12 protein-coding genes and 1 tRNA gene are annotated in these 15,826 nt (G+C 54.9%); 6 read left to right on the forward strand and 7 right to left on the reverse strand.

All coding sequences use genetic code 11. From position 1 onward, the window contains the following. Nucleotides 1–299: 299 nt before the first annotated feature. Entirely contained in the window at nucleotides 300–3,890 is a 3,591-nt protein-coding gene (locus AC1DDS_RS15610; RefSeq protein ID WP_477479741.1) for a CDP-glycerol glycerophosphotransferase family protein, read from the forward strand. A gap of 453 nt (nucleotides 3,891–4,343) precedes the next feature. Continuing rightward, nucleotides 4,344–5,312, forward strand: a complete 969-nt coding sequence (locus AC1DDS_RS15615) for a hypothetical protein (protein ID WP_477479742.1) — start codon at nucleotides 4,344–4,346, stop codon at nucleotides 5,310–5,312. A gap of 54 nt (nucleotides 5,313–5,366) precedes the next feature. Here AC1DDS_RS15615 and AC1DDS_RS15620 read toward each other — a convergent pair whose 3' ends face one another. Then, entirely contained in the window at nucleotides 5,367–6,434 is a 1,068-nt protein-coding gene (locus AC1DDS_RS15620) for a hypothetical protein (RefSeq protein WP_477479743.1), read from the reverse strand. A gap of 219 nt (nucleotides 6,435–6,653) precedes the next feature. Here AC1DDS_RS15620 and AC1DDS_RS15625 point away from each other — a divergent pair, with 219 nt between their 5' ends. Then, entirely contained in the window at nucleotides 6,654–7,676 is a 1,023-nt protein-coding gene (locus tag AC1DDS_RS15625; protein WP_477479913.1) for a polysaccharide pyruvyl transferase family protein, read from the forward strand. Here the strand turns inward: AC1DDS_RS15625 and AC1DDS_RS15630 are convergent. From AC1DDS_RS15630 to AC1DDS_RS15640, 3 genes are all read right to left on the reverse strand, one after another. Further along, complete coding sequence (locus tag AC1DDS_RS15630) at nucleotides 7,669–8,919, reverse strand: hypothetical protein (protein WP_477479744.1); 1,251 nt, start codon at nucleotides 8,917–8,919, stop codon at nucleotides 7,669–7,671. The genes AC1DDS_RS15625 and AC1DDS_RS15630 overlap by 8 nt on opposite strands. Before the next feature lie 313 nt (nucleotides 8,920–9,232). Continuing rightward, complete coding sequence (locus AC1DDS_RS15635) at nucleotides 9,233–10,375, reverse strand: CDP-glycerol glycerophosphotransferase family protein (protein WP_477479745.1); 1,143 nt, start codon at nucleotides 10,373–10,375, stop codon at nucleotides 9,233–9,235. Nucleotides 10,376–10,379: 4 nt separating this feature from the next. Continuing rightward, nucleotides 10,380–10,952, reverse strand: a complete 573-nt coding sequence (locus AC1DDS_RS15640; RefSeq protein WP_477479746.1) for an FAD synthase family protein — start codon at nucleotides 10,950–10,952, stop codon at nucleotides 10,380–10,382. 1,551 nt (nucleotides 10,953–12,503) lie between these two features. Here AC1DDS_RS15640 and AC1DDS_RS15645 point away from each other — a divergent pair. Further along, entirely contained in the window at nucleotides 12,504–12,728 is a 225-nt protein-coding gene (locus AC1DDS_RS15645) for an RNase H family protein (protein WP_477479747.1), read from the forward strand. A 102-nt stretch (nucleotides 12,729–12,830) separates the two neighbouring features. Then, nucleotides 12,831–13,019: a hypothetical protein gene (locus AC1DDS_RS15650; protein WP_477479748.1), complete on the forward strand. Its 189-nt coding sequence runs from the start codon at nucleotides 12,831–12,833 to the stop codon at nucleotides 13,017–13,019. Nucleotides 13,020–13,162: 143 nt separating this feature from the next. Here the strand turns inward: AC1DDS_RS15650 and AC1DDS_RS15655 are convergent. Together AC1DDS_RS15655 and iolG are read right to left on the reverse strand one after the other, a co-directional pair. Next, a tRNA-Arg gene (locus AC1DDS_RS15655) sits at nucleotides 13,163–13,239 on the reverse strand. A 562-nt stretch (nucleotides 13,240–13,801) separates the two neighbouring features. After that, nucleotides 13,802–14,794, reverse strand: a complete 993-nt coding sequence (gene iolG, locus AC1DDS_RS15660) for an inositol 2-dehydrogenase (RefSeq protein ID WP_477479749.1) — start codon at nucleotides 14,792–14,794, stop codon at nucleotides 13,802–13,804. A gap of 274 nt (nucleotides 14,795–15,068) precedes the next feature. On the opposite strand from iolG, the gene AC1DDS_RS15665 reads away from it, so the two are divergent. Continuing rightward, nucleotides 15,069–15,302 carry a hypothetical protein gene (locus AC1DDS_RS15665; RefSeq protein WP_477479750.1) on the forward strand — a complete coding sequence of 78 codons (234 nt, stop codon included), beginning with the start codon at nucleotides 15,069–15,071 and terminating at the stop codon, nucleotides 15,300–15,302. Between the two features lie 35 nt (nucleotides 15,303–15,337). On the opposite strand, the gene AC1DDS_RS15670 is transcribed toward AC1DDS_RS15665, so the two are convergent. After that, a complete protein-coding gene (locus AC1DDS_RS15670) occupies nucleotides 15,338–15,823 on the reverse strand; it encodes a hypothetical protein (protein ID WP_477479751.1) in 486 nt (161 codons plus the stop codon). Nucleotides 15,824–15,826: the final 3 nt, after the last annotated feature.

Genomic DNA, 15,826 nt, shown 5'->3' on the forward strand with positions numbered 1-15,826 from the left:
CAGAACCTGCGGTCGTCACTGCACCCTGGGATTTAGGCCGTCTTATGCGGGAAAGGTGACGATGCGCACATGCTCCAAGTTGGCCTCTGGTCTTCAATATGAGCAACTCACTATGGTACTCTTCGGCCATCGCCTCATGAGCCGGGAGACGGTGCAGCGGGCGGCATCAAAGTTGCGCAATCAACAGCCAGTCACAGCCAGCCATGGTGTATTCAACAATAGAGACTTGAACTGCCGTCGCTGGCCCGTTAAACGGGGCGCTACGCACAACTGCAGTCAATATTGGATTTGCGAAGCAGATGAAACTGATCGCCGGTTGGCTGAAAAAACACTATCTAAGGAACAAAAACACACCGGCGGGCCAGGCCGCTACAAAGTTCAGCAAAATTGCCGCCAAAACAATCGATAATCTTCACACGCCATTCCTGTCCATCTTCCCACATAGCGCAGCCCTACATCACAGCCGCGGACGTTGGATGGCGCGCCTCTGGCAGACCGCAGCCGCTGTCAATGCTCTCGAAAAGGCATCGCAACTTGACCCGAACGATCCCAAACTCTGGGAGAGATTGGCGATGCTTTATGAGAAGCAAAGAAGGCCATGGCTCCAACTCCAGGCAATGCAGAACGCGGTAGCCTCGGGGAAAGCGTCAGCGTATAGGCTGCACCGACTCGCTGTGGCCGCTCAAAAAATGAATCGCTACGAAGAAGCGATTGAAGCATTCGAAGCGGCTGTGACCAAGCTACCGGGCAAATCAGTCTGGCATTGCGAGTTTGGTCTACTTCTGGCGTCAGTGGGAGAGCACGACGCTGCCGCTGAGCAGTGCCGTTTGGCCGAAAGGGAAACAGACGATAGTAATGTTCAACGGTTTGGGGTGGGTCATATCCACCAACGAGCGCAGCGCTGGCATGATGCGGCCATGTCCTATCGAGATCGGGCAGTCGCTTCCAAACCGGACGCTGAGCTGTACTATCGCACGGGCCAGGCATATGATTATTGTTATCAGTGGGATGATGCAGCGCATTGGTATCAGAAAGCTATTGAGCTAAAGAGTATACCGCATTGGCCCGCTCGGTTAGCGTTCATTCATGAGCGTCAGAAGAATTTCGCTGAAGCCGCAACCTCGTACCGCGAAGCGCTAGAGCTTCGTGATCATAGCGGCTGGCGCTTTCGCCTTGGCGTCGTATTGGCCGCCCAACGTGATTGGACCGGAGCTGCAACGGCGCTCCTCAATTCGCTGCATAGGGATTTTGAGCCAAATTGGCTTATTCCGCCCCCGAACATCGGTGCACCTAAAGAGATCCGCGACTTCTCGATCCCCGGACTGCAAGAGGTAGGTTCGTCTGCAATCCGGCATGAGGATTGGCCGACCGCAGCGGCAGCTTATCGACATCTCATCGCCAGGTCCAGCGTACACGACATCCACAATTACACAATGTTGGGCTACGCTTTGATCCGCAGCGGCGACTTGCCTTCTGGTGTTGCTGCACTGCTAGAAGCCCGCATTGATGCTCAGCACCATGGGATGGACCATGTAATCTTTCGGCGATCGGTAGATCGCCGCGAGTTGGAAGACTACTCCTACCTGCGATCGTCCTCGCCGATTCAGGAAAGAACGATCGTATATGAATCATTCGGCGGCTTATCAATGAGTTGCAATCCCTTTGCAATCTTTCGGCATTTGCTGACCGACCCTGCCTTTGCAGATTGGAAGCATGTCTGGGCAGTGAACCATATGTCGGCCGTCCCGCCGGGGTATCGAAACTTGCGCAATGTGATAATCATCGCGAAGGAGAGCGATGCCTACCGGCGTTATCTCGCCACTGCAAGCCACCTGATCAACAACAGCACATTCCCACATTGGTTTACCCGTCGCCCCGAGCAGAAGTACCTGAATACCTGGCATGGAACTCCGCTGAAAACGCTTGGCGTCAAGATGAACGGGCGCTTCTTGGAGCATGTCAACGGAGCCCGAAACTTTTTGCAGGCTACCCATTTGGTCACGCCCAACAGTCACACGACTGCTAGTACAACTGATGACTTCGGTGTGAAGGGCCTTATTGAACACAAGATTCGGCAGACCGGATATCCGCGAGCTGATATGACTTTGGTTGCTTCCCCGGAGCAGAAGGCATTGACGCGGAAAATGCTTAACGTGGAAGGCGATAAGCCTATTTTGTTCTATGCGCCGACCTGGAGAGGTACGCACAAAAAGATCAAGGTGGACCTGGCGCGTATCAAGCGTGATCTGGCGGCATTGAACGAATGCGGCCATGCGATCGTGTTTCGTGGCCACTCGATGATGCAGAAAGCTTTATCCACCCAGAACCTCCGCGTAACAATCGCGCCAGCCGACCTGGATACAAACGAAATTCTTGCAGTAACCGACGTTCTGGTCACAGACTACTCTTCTGTCTTTTTTGAGTTTATTCCGCTACGCAAACCGATATTCTACTATGCCTATGACTACGACGAATACACAAAGGATCGGGGTTTTTGCCTGGACATCCACGATATGCCAGGAAAGGTCGTGCGGACTATCGATGAGCTGGCATCGTCCCTTAACGCATTGCGTAGCGGAAAAGACTTTTATGAGGATAATAAAACCGCTTATGAGGACTCGATCTCCAACTATTGCGCGGACGACGATGGACAGGCGAGCAAGCGCGTCGCCGAGTATTTTTTCAATGAGGTACCGGTAGCAGCGAGTATCGCAAGGCGGACTCTTTTTTATGCAGGTCCATTTATGGCGAATGGCATCACGTCCTCCTTCATCAATCTGGGGGAGGCGCTGGATGCACAAGGAGGCGTCAACTACTTGGCGCTCGACCCGGACTCTATAGCGCGTGAAGAGAAGCGGCTGAATGAAGTCGCGAAGCTTCCTGCCAGCGTACAACTTCTGGGGCGCGTCGGCCCGATGCCCATGTCGCCTGAGGAAAGATGGCTGGTAAACAAAGCTTTGACGATGGAGAGTATCGACAATCCTCTTGTATCGTCAATTGTGAATAAAGCGCACTCAAACGAATTTCAGCGCATATTTGGTGACAACCACTTCGATGCTGTTGTGCATTACGAGGGTTACAACTATTTTTGGTCTATGCTTCTGGCAAATTCTGGCGCAGATAAGAAGATTGCTTACCTGCATAACGATATGTACCAGGAATGGTACACAAAGAATCCGCCCCTGCAGTATCTCTTCAGAAGTTATAAAGACTTTGACGCGATCGTATCCGTTAGCGATACTCTGCGGGATCACAACCGGTCGGCAATGTCCCCAGCATTCGACCTCGATCCGAGCAAGTTCGTTGCGTCCCCAAATCTTGTCTCGGCCGAGAAGATAATCGCCAGAAGTGAAGAGCGCCTAGACGATGATCTTCATCCATGGTTTGATAGTAGAATCGTACTAACTACGGTCGGCCGGCTGTCGCCCGAGAAGGATCATCATAAACTCATCAAGGCCTTTTCGCGGATCTCTGACGAATTTGCAGACGCTAAGCTCGTCATTATAGGCGACGGACCGCTGCGGGGTGCGTTGGCCCATGCTATTTCGGACATGGGTTTAACTGATCGAATTTTGTTGGCCGGACACAGACAGAACGCCTTCCCCGCGATGAGACGGTCAACATGCTTTGTTCTCCCTTCCAATCACGAAGGGCAGCCTATGGTGCTTCTGGAGGCTATGATTCTAAATATCCCGGTTGTGGCAACGGACATTGCAGGCAATCGGGGAGTGCTGCTCGATAATTATGGGCTGATTGTCCCAAACAGTGAAAATGGATTAGTTGAAGGGCTGCAGAAAGTCTTAACAAAACAGGTCGCAGCGGTCGGCACCTTCAACCCTTCAGCCTACCGGTACGAGGCGATTAGAAGGTTCACGACGCTGGTCTCCTGAATCGGCTTCAGAATTATGCAAAACGAACCGATGGCCGCCTGTGGATCGCGTGCCCCCATGTTCACGGCGATCCATTCCCTAAGGTCGCCAGGGTTGCAACGCAGCTTGCCGCAACGACGATGCGCTGCAAGCATTGCTCCGGTCACGCGGTACTTCGTCCAGGCCAGAACGCCGTTCAGAAAAATTGCGGGGGTCGGTCTTTGCATTCGAATAGCCGCCCCCGCCCCGAACATAAGTTCGAGGGCGCCCCGGGAAGGGTTTCCCGAACCATGGATTTCTCCTTGTTGTCACTGGAATTCAGCCCGTAGTGAGCGGGTTCTTTGATGCCCGCGCGGGAACGATGGACGTGTGGGCCGGCCTAAAATGGAGCACCTTGACGTGAAAACTTAACTTGATTTGCCCACGTAGTTTTGGTGTAGGTCAAACCCATCCTCTATCCAGACAGGTTTGTATATGTTGTTCGAAATCAGGTTTCAAAAGGCCCGCCTCCGAGAAGCGGGCTTTTTGTTTAAAATGACTGTGTTTCTGTTATCGACCTCCAGTCCCGGCCTCGCTTATGATCGCACTGTAAAGTTCAGCTTACCCCTGACGACGCCTTACAATGAACAGGTGCTCGACAAGTCCGGAGCGAAGTACCTTTACCCACAACAGATCTGCCTAGATGACTCGAACAGTCGTCTTTTTATTATCATGGCGACGCGCGGAGGGGACGGCGATAGAAGCCAGTGGGCCGGCGTATATAATTGGCGCGACGGCAAGTTCATCAGCCTTTTTCAAGTTGGAACTGGTCTCGGTGAGACATGCGTCATTTCAGCCAACGGCCGTTCGTCAATGCTGTGGGTGAAATCTCGCGGCGGCAATCTCTTGGCGTTTGATGTTAGCCAGATCCCGCCGCCAATGTCCGCTCCGCGATGGGTTCGAAAGTCGAAAGCGCCGGTCTACTATCAGTCCGCGATGCGAAATGGTCGTTGGGTCGCGGAACTCCAGACAGAAAATCGAAGCGCCGTCGCCAACTTAAATAGTGACTTCAGAACTACAAGATCGTTCACGCTTACAGATCCCCCTGGAGATCAGCACGACAAGCCTAAGAGGCAGGCCATTGCTATCTCGGATTACGGAATCATCGGCAGCTACGGATCCAATTTCATCGCGGGCCGCGACCCCAAAAAGACAGCGTACGGGATCAGGGTGTTTTCGCATGATGGCACTCTATTGAGCGACAAGGTGTCTGATCCAGTAAGCGTATTAGATGAACTCAAAGCCCAGGGAGTTGCGGCAAAACGGCTTGAGAACGAAGGGCTGCTGGTCACCAAAAGCAACCAGGTCTACACATTGGCCATCACTCAAGGCGCAAATACGCCGGAAGCGTTGTCAGGCGGCATGGTTTTAATTGAAGAGACAGTTCCGAAACTGAGGCGATAGCGGCGGACGGAAATGATAATGGGAAACGACATTTACTCCTGGTTGCAAGTCGAGCTAATAGCGCGACAATGTTCGAACATGTCCTGCTAGTCCCGACCTGCCAGTTCGATCCAAATGCTTTATCAAGTTTCGGTAGTATTTCTCGTCCAATCTTCGGAGCCGACGAGCGTCATCAGTGAAAGACTCGCTCAACGTCCCTTCGATCCCTTTCCGCATGAATGCCTTGAGAAGGTTCATCTTCAAAAGAGACGATACAATCGTGTGCCCCAAATGAGGAATTTCGAAACGAACCAGGTTGACCTGCGGCAACCGGTCGACGTGCAATTTGTCGGGAATCACAAGCGGGTCATATGCGACATAGATCTTCGAGGCGGACGCGCTTTCCACAGCGGCGTCCGCAAACAATCCACTCCAGTTCAACCGATGCTCTCGATCATAGCGCTTCTCGAACGGAACTAGGTTTGGGTCCAACGTGCTTTGCGGGCTAGTGGTCACAATTACGGACCCCCGGCTTAACCCACTAAATACCCCGGCGCCAAAGCCACCCATAGATGGACCAGCAAACACCACCTTGTCGTAACCTGAAAAGCCGCCGCTATCCCTGAACCCGATGAGAAATTCATGCAGATCTGGAGACCTAAACCAGTTCTTTTTTTTCGACGTGACACCGACCAGCGACCACCCATTCTCCTGGATGAATTTTCCACCCCACGGTTTATAGGCCAATTCCGTGGCGCCAAAGTAGTCGAATGTGACCACAAGTGTCGGCGAATCTACCTCGTAGAAGTGCACAAAATTACTGTCGAGCTCCAACAAGGGCCGCGACGAAGAAGCATGACGCTTTGGCTGTGAACTTGGGGCAGCTAACTGTGGAAGAGGTTTCCAGTGGCTCTTATATGCGAATTTCAGGCTCGCCCGTAAGGCTACGCCGTCCAGCCGCGCATTCCCTAATAAAAGATGCCGCTTTCCAACGACAACCCGATGGCATTCCAGGATAGCACCTCTTCGGACGGGAACCTTGCCGATGTTATAGAGATGCGAGGATTTGCGTGCGGTCCGCTTCAGATAAGTGTCTCGAGTCGCCTGAAAGAGAAAGCTACCGGTATTTTCTGACTGCGACATATGTAATTCGCGCTCCGAATAGTAGCCTCTCCTTACCCTGATAATGGCGACCACATCAAGACCGCGGCAATGGGATAGACGCCCCGTCGCTGCGCCTATTTACGGCCTGTATCAGATCAGTTAGGACGCGTCCGTTAGCACACGAGAGATGGGTCAGTGGCGACTATGGGCAATAACATATTCAAGTATCTTCCTTCCAAGGATCGGATCTTTTTCGCTATGAAGAGGTCGTCAGATGCGACTCCACTAACAGCGGCCATATTCAACGACACTTCAGTCTCGAAACACTACGGCTGCGAGTTGGTCATGGAGCAGTTGAAGCAGCAACTGCGGTACGTCGGCATAGCAACGATCTGGACCCGCTCCGTAAACAGCGACTGGCGGCAAGACCGAGACGTCCTCCTCAAATTTCCCCGGCCCGACATCGTCGTTGTGAATGGCGAGGGTAGCATCCACCACACTGCCAGGAACAGCCGGGCGCAGTCGCTCGTCCAGTTGGCGGAGTTTGCCCGCAGACAAATGGGAGTGCCAGCGGTCCTGGTCAACACAACTCTGCACGCTATGCAAGATGAGGATGCCCATCACCTGCGGGCGTACAACTCAATCTATCTGCGCAGCGAAGCAAGCCAACGAATACTGACACGCATGGGTGTTGACACTGGATATGTTGTGCAAGATCTCACACTTTGCGCAACGCCGGAAGACTGTCGACACCGTCGACGCGGCGTGATTGCTACGGACAGTACAATCCCTGCGATCACCGAGCTTCTCGATGGTGCGTCGAAGCGCAATGGTTGGGAGTACTTGTCGATGGTACACAAGGGTAAAAGACCAGAAGCCCTTGATGCTCGCCTATGGGCAGTGTCTCCGGCTGCTGCCTTCATCGAACATCTACAGACGCATAGATATGCGGTGACCGGCCGCTTCCACTGCGCCACTTTGGCAATTCTGTCCAAAACACCAGTCGTGGCGATCGAATCCAACACTCCAAAGATTAGATCGCTATTCAAAGATATTTTGGGCGACACGCGGCGTATCCTGCCGCCAGAAGAACTCAAAAACCTAGATCTTTCGCAATTCGAGTACACCGATATCGAACTGGAGAAAATTGACAAATTCTTGGCGAAGCACCGCAAACGGGCCGCGGCGATGTTCCAATCAATTCGCGATCTAGCACTAAATCCAGTAGAGGCTTCGGCTGGCTTACCCGCGGGCGGAGACGCGCAACCAGAAGCTATTTAAGCGCGGCATCCTGTTGATCGCGAAAGTTCTCGCCGTGAATCAGCTCCAGGCGCGTGACGTAGTCTTTCGGCCTCATCAGCAACACCTTGGCCAAAACGTCGTCCACCGTGATCACCCCGTTTGCGACGGCGTTCTTTGTAAACAACAGATTTGCGATCAGGTCGTGATGGATGAACATATGTGGGTCCATCGTTGCCCGACGGGCTTTATAGTTTCGGTCATGTGAAGACACCCACATGTCCATGTTGAACGCGCGGACCTCTTGAACGTCAAAGCGCATAATGTCGAACAACGTCCGCTGCAGAGCATTCCCGTGTGACTTAAAGAAAATCCCGTTGGATCGGCGGTACTGGCTCCTTAGTACGGCCTTCAATTCGGACAGATCAGCGTCCTTGCTAACCTCCGACGCATTCTGCGGAATTGCGTACTTCAGATCGCCAAGCTTGCCCCCCGGCTTTGCAACGAGCTTCTTGAACGCAGGGTCAGTGTAGTAAGATACGTCTGTTCGTCCGCCAAAAAACTTCTGGTCGTATTTCGCATTGTCATGGTGGTTGAACCTGATTATGATGTCGAATTCTTCGATTTCCTCTCCATTCCGAGCGCCCGTGTTTACGGGGCCAACAATAGCGATCCTTTTCCCGCGTAGATAATCCGCGAATCCAGCATCGGCGATCGGAGAAATCGTTGACGTTGACTGCACACGATATGCCTCGACATCGCCGGTAGCCAACGCAAAACCTCGATATACCGGCCTAGCTTCGCGCGAAACGTCCGGGGTCAGCGCTTTGTAAACTGCCTTCAGGCGTGACGACAATCCGCCCTCATCGCGTTCCGCAATCCACGAAGCCAACACCGAAAACTCTAGCGGACCCAGCCGGGACCAGGAATTTGGTGCGGCGAGCACTTTCTCAGTATGGCGCTGCATCAGCCTTTCCGCAGCGAGTCTGCATTCGTAAGCGGTGAGCAAATGCATGCGGAGGGTCAACAGGTCATGAATGACTAGCAACGCTTCAAACCCAGCGTCTTCGAATTCGTGTGTTGCAACGACGGCCTGTGCATCATCCTTCAACCGATCGATCGAGGTGATGAAAGCCGTTGTCGTAAGCTGCTCTAGGTTGCCTTGGAATTCTCCAATAGCCTGCGAGACAGGAAAGAGGATATCGCCTAAAAGCCCTGCGCGTTCACTCGCTGCCCGAACATGTTCGGCATCGACTCGGTTGAACCACTTTTTCGAAATCTGCATTTACCACTACCTGCCCAGCCACCTCAGTCTGTCGCTGACTAACGAGCAGGAGGAAGATTGTCTACATCGATTAACGCTGGTATTGGCAAATGTCGGCTAAGGACATAGGGTTAGGATTGAGCGACATCAGAATGCTTCGAAAAGCTGCTAAGCGCCGTGATGTACGCACCAAAGCGCAAGGCCTCATCGATCGGCCGAATATAGATCAGGCGCACTATCAACGAGGCGGCCAACTAACGATGCAGGGTTATGCCAGCTATTGATAGCCTCCGTCGCCGTCACTCTGAAATCTCTGGTCCGATTTTACGCTCGCTCAACTCGTGACGAGTTTGGCAAGCCGCCGCCATAAACCCTGCTGCTGAGATTTCATCTGCATCTTTACGCAGTGCCGGACATAAAGTTGCTGCTCACTCAAAGTCGGCATGCGCCCGCAAAGCAGATCCCCGATCAAGTGATGAACAACGTCGATGATATCAGTTGCCAACCCATCAATGAACAATTCTTGTCGTAACAAAGTGCTCCGTGCAACGAGATACTGGGACTGTCGGGCCGCTAGCGCAATCGTCGGCGCCAGGTCTTTGACATCTTCAACTACCATTCCCATTTCGTCGCGCCGACGAAACTCAAGCGACGACAAATCGAATTTCTGAAGGCCAACCTTCTCCTTAGCTCCAGCCTGGAACAGCACTACCGGAACCTCGGCATATACAGCATCGAAAATCGCGCCAGAGAAATCACTAAGCGCAACGTCTGCCGCAGCAAGTAGTGCCCGTTGGTCGGACCCGCCGTGGTAGAGATGCCTGTGCCCGTGAGCCTCAGCCTCTTTTGCCCAACCTAGTCCGGACATCTCATTGTTGTGGTGCATTTTTATGACGACTTCGAAGTCACGGGGTAGCGCGGCCAATGGTTGCACGAGGGTCTCGAATGACCCAAGCTCTCCATAAGTCGGCATGAAGAGAACGGTGTGTTTTGCTGGATCTAGCCCAAGGGCTTTTTTCGCTTCAGCGCCTTTGAGCCGCTCCGATCTGTAGTCCCATCCAGCGAATTTAATGTTTCCAACGGGGAAACTCGGGGAGAAATGTGAAATCCGGTCGGCTGAATATTTGCCGTACATCAAATTCAGGTCGGCCAGCGACCGCCATTCGCCATAGTTATGCTGCTCCTTCGCCAAGCCATACTGCATGGATACGAGGGGCGTTCCGGAAATTGTCTCTATGCCAGGGAATACCGTCTGGAAGAAAAGTACGTCGTACTCAGCTGCAGCGGCAGCTACGTTCTGCCGATTTACGATTCGCAACGGAACTGAGGACGCGGCAACATCCTTGGGCGAGAACTCGCTCCAAAGTGTCTTACGATCCATAAGGAGGTATTCCGCACCAGGATAGGACCTGGCCAGATTTTCAAACTGCGCAATCTGAAACTTATTTTTGACCAGAAAGCCAGTTTTTGGGGGCATCTCGTCACGCTACCGCAGACGCGGTTGCCCTAATTCCCGCCAACAGTTCAGTCGTTGAAATGCCCTCAGTTCGCGGCAGATATACGACCTCACAGAGGCTCTTGAATTCGTCGAAGCGGCCTTCCCAGTCATTTCCCATAACGAGGACATCAGCCTGGTATTTCTTGATGTACTCGCCCTTCAAGTCCAGAGAATGCTCAAAGAAGACTTCGTTTACACCGGCGATCGCCTTCACGATCTCCAGACGGTCAAACTGCGAATAAACTGTATTCTTTTGCTTCTTCGCAAAATTCATCGCGTCAGTCGAAATTCCGACGGTCAGATGATCGCCTAGCGCGCGAGCGCGCTGAAGGATGCGGATATGCCCAATGTGCAGGACGTCAAATGTTCCGAACGTAATCACTCGCTTCATATCAACTCCTCGTCTTCTAACCGTTTGATGGCGGATTTGTAACAACGTCGCAACCGACGCAAATGTGTGCTCACGCGCATCGGTGTATTCAAGTTTCAGGTGTGATATTTTTGGCACGGGGAATGCCGAGCGGATGTCCTCAGCGAATTTCGTCGCCGGACGCATTGAGGTAGTGCAGCCGGTCGGCGAGTTGGCCGAGCATATCGGCATATTCGAGATGTCGGCCGACTATTGTAACGAAACCTCGGATAGACTGCCGACAGGAGCCAGGTAAACAGACGACAGCTTTCGGGAACGGAAGGGGGCACTTTATACGACCGATATGCGGGCGCATTGCAGACGCAAATATTTGCCGCTCGTGCCCAAAGACTGTTTCTTTGGGGCCTGAAGGTGTTAGCCAACCGAGGCCAGAATGCGGTCGCGATGAAGATCGTCCGGGCGCTTGCCTGTTGGAGATCGATTGACCACCGAGCTACGCGCAGTTGCAGGTTCATATTGGTGTCCGCCTCCGCGTGAGGAGACCAATGGCGGTGAACTGCCGGAGAAATACAATTCCTGATCGGAGGCACTTTATGAGATACAAAGGGCTGTGCCTTGACGGTCCGCTCGCAGGGCACTGGGTATCCTACAAGTCTGCAAGGTTCGGCGTGCGGAATGGTTACATGATGATCTGTGCGAGTTTTGGGTCCCGGAAGGGAAAGATGCCCAGTGGGCGATGCCGCTCCTGATCCGCAACTATCGCGCCGACCACAAGAGTCCGGGAGGCCTGCACGTTCTCGATTCCATCGACGAAGATCTGATGCCCGCCGAAGGGCAGGAGCCGAACTCGCCTGCGCCTTTGTACTAACCGTGAACGTGCACGGGGCGTGCCGCGTCACCGGTATGTCTGTTTTGTCAGAAAGTTTGAAAAGCCGTCGTTTTGTGCGCGGGCAATGTAAGAGATTTCGAGTGGCTCTCCCGTGAGGCCGGGGGTGGGGCGGACGTGCGAGACACGCCGTCGACGACGCACCAGAAGAACAGGAGGCGATGTTGCGCAGCAAGACAGATTTAGGGGCACGTTAGCGGCAGATTTCCACTCATGCAGATTTATTGAATGAAATCAAAGAGTAATGTAGCGCTCGGCATCAGCGTAAACTGACAACCATAGAAATCATTGCGCTTTCCGGATCAACTGCTCGTTGAAACCTACACCGGGCTTGGCAACGGCATGCACCGAGTTCACCCTGCTTGGCAACAGCGTACACTGGGCGTTCCGATGCTATTTCCCGGCTAAATCGGATGGACATGATGATGAAGGGTAGGGGTTGCGCGTGGCTGGAAAGGTCCAGGCGGACATTAGCTCAGGATGCCGCTCTTCGAAATTATCGTGCGCGATCATGTCAGGTGCCATGTTCGCGCACGAATGGAGCTGTCGCCTGATACTGCATTCGCACGACGTAGGCGCTGCAAGATTCGTTTCCAGCAATGCCGCCATCGCAATAGCTGCCTTCTCGCTCATGCCATCGTCATCTCCTCATTTAGAAGATATCGTCGGTCCGGGCTCGTTCGAGCAAGTTCTGGAAACGACAGAGATCCCTAAGTGATGACCGACCAAGTGCAATGCAGACACTGATGTCGATGCTATGACTTGGGCGCGAAGCGCCGACGCGCGATCATCTGGATGGACTCCGCCATGCGACCGATGGCGGCGATCTAGCGCGGCAACGGCTGGAAGGGGTGAGGGCGAACTCGCGTGAGCGGAACCGGGCGATCCTGGATGTGAAGCTCTGGCAGGAACTCGATAGACTGCTGGAACAGAACCCGCAGGTCAGGATTCATTTGTGCAAGGGACATTCGCGTATCGCGGGCAACGGGCGAGCTGATGCGGCGGCTAGGGAGGCGATAGCAAGCGCTCGGCATCACCTGATGCATACCCCCGGCCTCCGGGCCCTTGGGTTCTGATTATTCCATTGCAGCCGGTCAAGTGACGCAGGATCATACTGACAAGCTACGTCCTGTGCCTCACCCACGTTTGAAGCGTACCTTGAACATACGGAGAGATTAATGAACGATCATATACAGATCAGCGATCTACCTCAATCCTCGATCGATGTCGCAGCAAGAGCACACGCGATTGGTCACGTCTCGTGGTGTAAGTTACGTACTCAATCTACGGATGAGTTGCTCGATTTGAAGGCCAAGGTACTGAAGGCTCTCGAACGTAAACGCAAAGACCTGCACTTGATCGTCTGAGTTCGCGGTCTCTCTGCTGAGACGCGCGAAAACAGCGGCTTCTTTGTTTTCTTCGATTTTCTGGAAATCGGTGCACGCTGTTGCCAAGCGCAGTGCACGCTGTTGCCAAGCTGGTGCACGCTGATGCCAAGCGTTACAAGTAATGGCGCACCCGACAGGATTCGAACCTGTGACCTTTGGAATCGGAATCCAACACTCTATCCAGCTGAGCTACGGGTGCCTGCCGCAGGGGTCGATGACTCGCCCTGTCCGATGCACGGTTATTAGCCTAGGATCGGATGGGCTTCAATCACGAAAATGCGAAAATTCAATGGTGATCCATCGGGACGGCGAAATGGCCGCGCTCTGTGATGGAGCCCTTGGGCTTGATTGGACCCTGTGGGCCAATGCGCGCCTTTTTGGGGCCCAGGACATTGAATTTTCGGTCAGACACCGATCCGCGGCGCGCTGATCGGTGACGCGGTGGCCGACCTGGGCATGTTCGGCCGTTTCGGGTGGCTGCTCCGGGCCGCGGATAAGCACGATCGAGCATGGGCATGCCGCGCGCCTCGACCTTGGTCGCGTACTCGGTGCGGACGTAGCCTTCGACCAGCCGTTCATCACCGAGCGTCTGTTAGAGCGGACACCTAAATTCCGAGCGGTCTTCGAGGGCCTGAAAAAGCATGACGCAGATCGGAGCGCCGATCCGGGGCAAAGCACAAAGCCTGCCAAAGCGTTGCCGCGCCGAACTCAAAAAAACGGCCGGGCGAGTTGCCCGGCCAGTCGCTGGGAGGAAGCCGTCGTCAGCCGATCGCGACCTGCCGTTTTTCCTTGACCGATCTGAGTGCGGCGTCGGCGATTTCCAGGGCCGCCAGGCCATCGGCGCCGGAGGGCAAAAGCGGCGCGCCCGTTTCGACGGCGGCGATGAAGCCTGCGATCTCGTTCGCATAAGCTTCGGTGTAGCGGGTCATGAAGAAATCGTGCAGCGGCGGGCGCGTGTAGCCGTCGCCGTTGGCAATTTCGATCGATACGGGCCGCTGATTCTCGGCGCAGACCATGCCCTTCGAGCCGTGCACTTCGATGCGCTGGTCGTAGCCGTAGGTCGCGCGGCGGGAATTGGAGATGATGGCCTGCTTGCCGGATGCCGTCTGCAGGATTACCGACACACTGTCAAAGTCGCCGGCCGCGCCGATCGCCTGGTCCACCAGCACTGCGGCGGTGGCACAAACAGAGACCGGTTCCTCGCCCAGCAGGAAGCGCGCCATGTCGAAGTCGTGGATCGTCATGTCGCGAAAAATGCCGCCGGAGCGCTTGATATAGTCGATCGGTGGCGCGCCGGGGTCGCGAGAGGTTATCGTCACCATTTCGACCTCGCCGATCCGCCCCTCGTCGATCGCCTTGCGGACGGCCTTGAAATGAGGATCGAAGCGCCGGTTGAAGCCGACCATCAGCTTGCCCTTGGTTTCAGTCACCACCTTGATGCAGGCGCGGACGCGCTCGATGTCAAGATCGATCGGCTTTTCACAGAAGACAGCCTTTCCGGCTCGCGAGAACCGTTCGATCAGGTCGGCATGGGTATCCGTCGGGGTGCAAATGACGACGGCGTCGATGTCCTTGGCCGTCTCGATCTCCTCGATCGTGCGCACCTGGCAGCCGTACTGGCCGGCGATCGCCTCGGCGGCGGCCGGCAAGGCATCTGCGACCGCGATCAGGACGGCGTCGGGATTGCCCGTCACTGCCTTGGCGTGAACCTTGCCGATACGGCCTGCGCCGAGAAGGCCAAATCTGACAGTCATGTTGCTTCACTCTCCTGTGGCCGGCTGCACCTGCCGGGTGAGGGGGCGGGGAGCGCGCTTCCCCGGATCGCGCCTGCGATGGTCGCGGAGTTTGAGCCGCAACTCGGTCGCCGCACTCCAATTGTGCGGAATGTGCGAACCGAATGCCATTTCTATTGGAATTTTTATTCCATTCTGTGGCCGAGCCGTCAAGCGGTTCCTGCTCCAGCTGTGCTGTTTCCATACCGTGCGAAACGCCCTAAAAACGTGACGGACAAAAGCCGGAGACAGCCCCGTGAAGTTCATCGATCCCGCCCACCCGTTCTATCGCCCGCTCTGGGTCAGGTTGCTCCTGGTTGGGCTGTGCGCTGCCTGGACCGCGGTCGAATACTATAACGGCGAGCAGACATGGGGGCTGATCTTTCTTGTCATGACCGCCTATGCATTTGCCCAGCTACTGCTGTTCTACAAGCCCGTCGCTTCCGCCGCACCCGCTGAAACGGCACCGGAAGAGGACGGCCAGAAGTAAACCTGCCGCACTTTTCCTCGAAGCCCGTTTTCACTCTAGCGCTTCAGACCGATTGCTTCCTCGGCCTGCAACCGCCGTAGCGTTTCGTCGAGCAGCATGTTGGCGATCATCATTCGGCGCGTGGCATTCGGCCTCAGTTCGGCCGGAACGCCGTCGGGGTGGTTGTCGCGGGCGAACGCGCGGCGCAGCGCGATGAGCTGGGCGCGTGTTTCCCGGCCGGTCAGCCCGAGATCGGCGGCCACGTCCTCCGGCGCGGTCCGCAGGAGGTGTGGCGGCGGGGGAGGTGGGGCAAGGGGTTGATGTTCTACAGTCTCCTGACGGCTATCGTCGAAGACGTCCCTGTAGGCGGCAGCGGCATGGTTCGCCGAGGTAAAGGCAGAGCCGGCGCCAAAGACGAAGGGCGCTGACGGGCCGACCGCCGCCGAGGGACGGCTCGCCTCGCTCTCTGCCGCTGCCTCGGTTTCCTGCGCTTCCGCCTTCAGGCGTTCCAGCACGGTTTCAAAGACGCTTCTGCCGAACACGGT

Source organism: Mycoplana sp. 10N416 (assembly GCF_056394765.1).

What these genes read in the sequence shown, in the direction of transcription:
- AC1DDS_RS15635 (WP_477479745.1), bottom strand. Translation starts at nt 10,375, where the DNA reads ATGCCCCCAAAAACTGGCTTTCTGGTCAAAAATAAGTTTCAGATTGCG.
- AC1DDS_RS15650 (WP_477479748.1), top strand. Translation starts at nt 12,831, where the DNA reads ATGAACGATCATATACAGATCAGCGATCTACCTCAATCCTCGATCGAT.
- AC1DDS_RS15620 (WP_477479743.1), bottom strand. Translation starts at nt 6,434, where the DNA reads ATGTCGCAGTCAGAAAATACCGGTAGCTTTCTCTTTCAGGCGACTCGA.
- AC1DDS_RS15625 (WP_477479913.1), top strand. Translation starts at nt 6,654, where the DNA reads ATGAAGAGGTCGTCAGATGCGACTCCACTAACAGCGGCCATATTCAAC.
- AC1DDS_RS15640 (WP_477479746.1), bottom strand. Translation starts at nt 10,952, where the DNA reads ATGCGTCCGGCGACGAAATTCGCTGAGGACATCCGCTCGGCATTCCCC.
- iolG (WP_477479749.1), bottom strand. Translation starts at nt 14,794, where the DNA reads ATGACTGTCAGATTTGGCCTTCTCGGCGCAGGCCGTATCGGCAAGGTT.
- AC1DDS_RS15610 (WP_477479741.1), top strand. Translation starts at nt 300, where the DNA reads ATGAAACTGATCGCCGGTTGGCTGAAAAAACACTATCTAAGGAACAAA.
- AC1DDS_RS15615 (WP_477479742.1), top strand. Translation starts at nt 4,344, where the DNA reads ATGTTGTTCGAAATCAGGTTTCAAAAGGCCCGCCTCCGAGAAGCGGGC.
- AC1DDS_RS15630 (WP_477479744.1), bottom strand. Translation starts at nt 8,919, where the DNA reads ATGCAGATTTCGAAAAAGTGGTTCAACCGAGTCGATGCCGAACATGTT.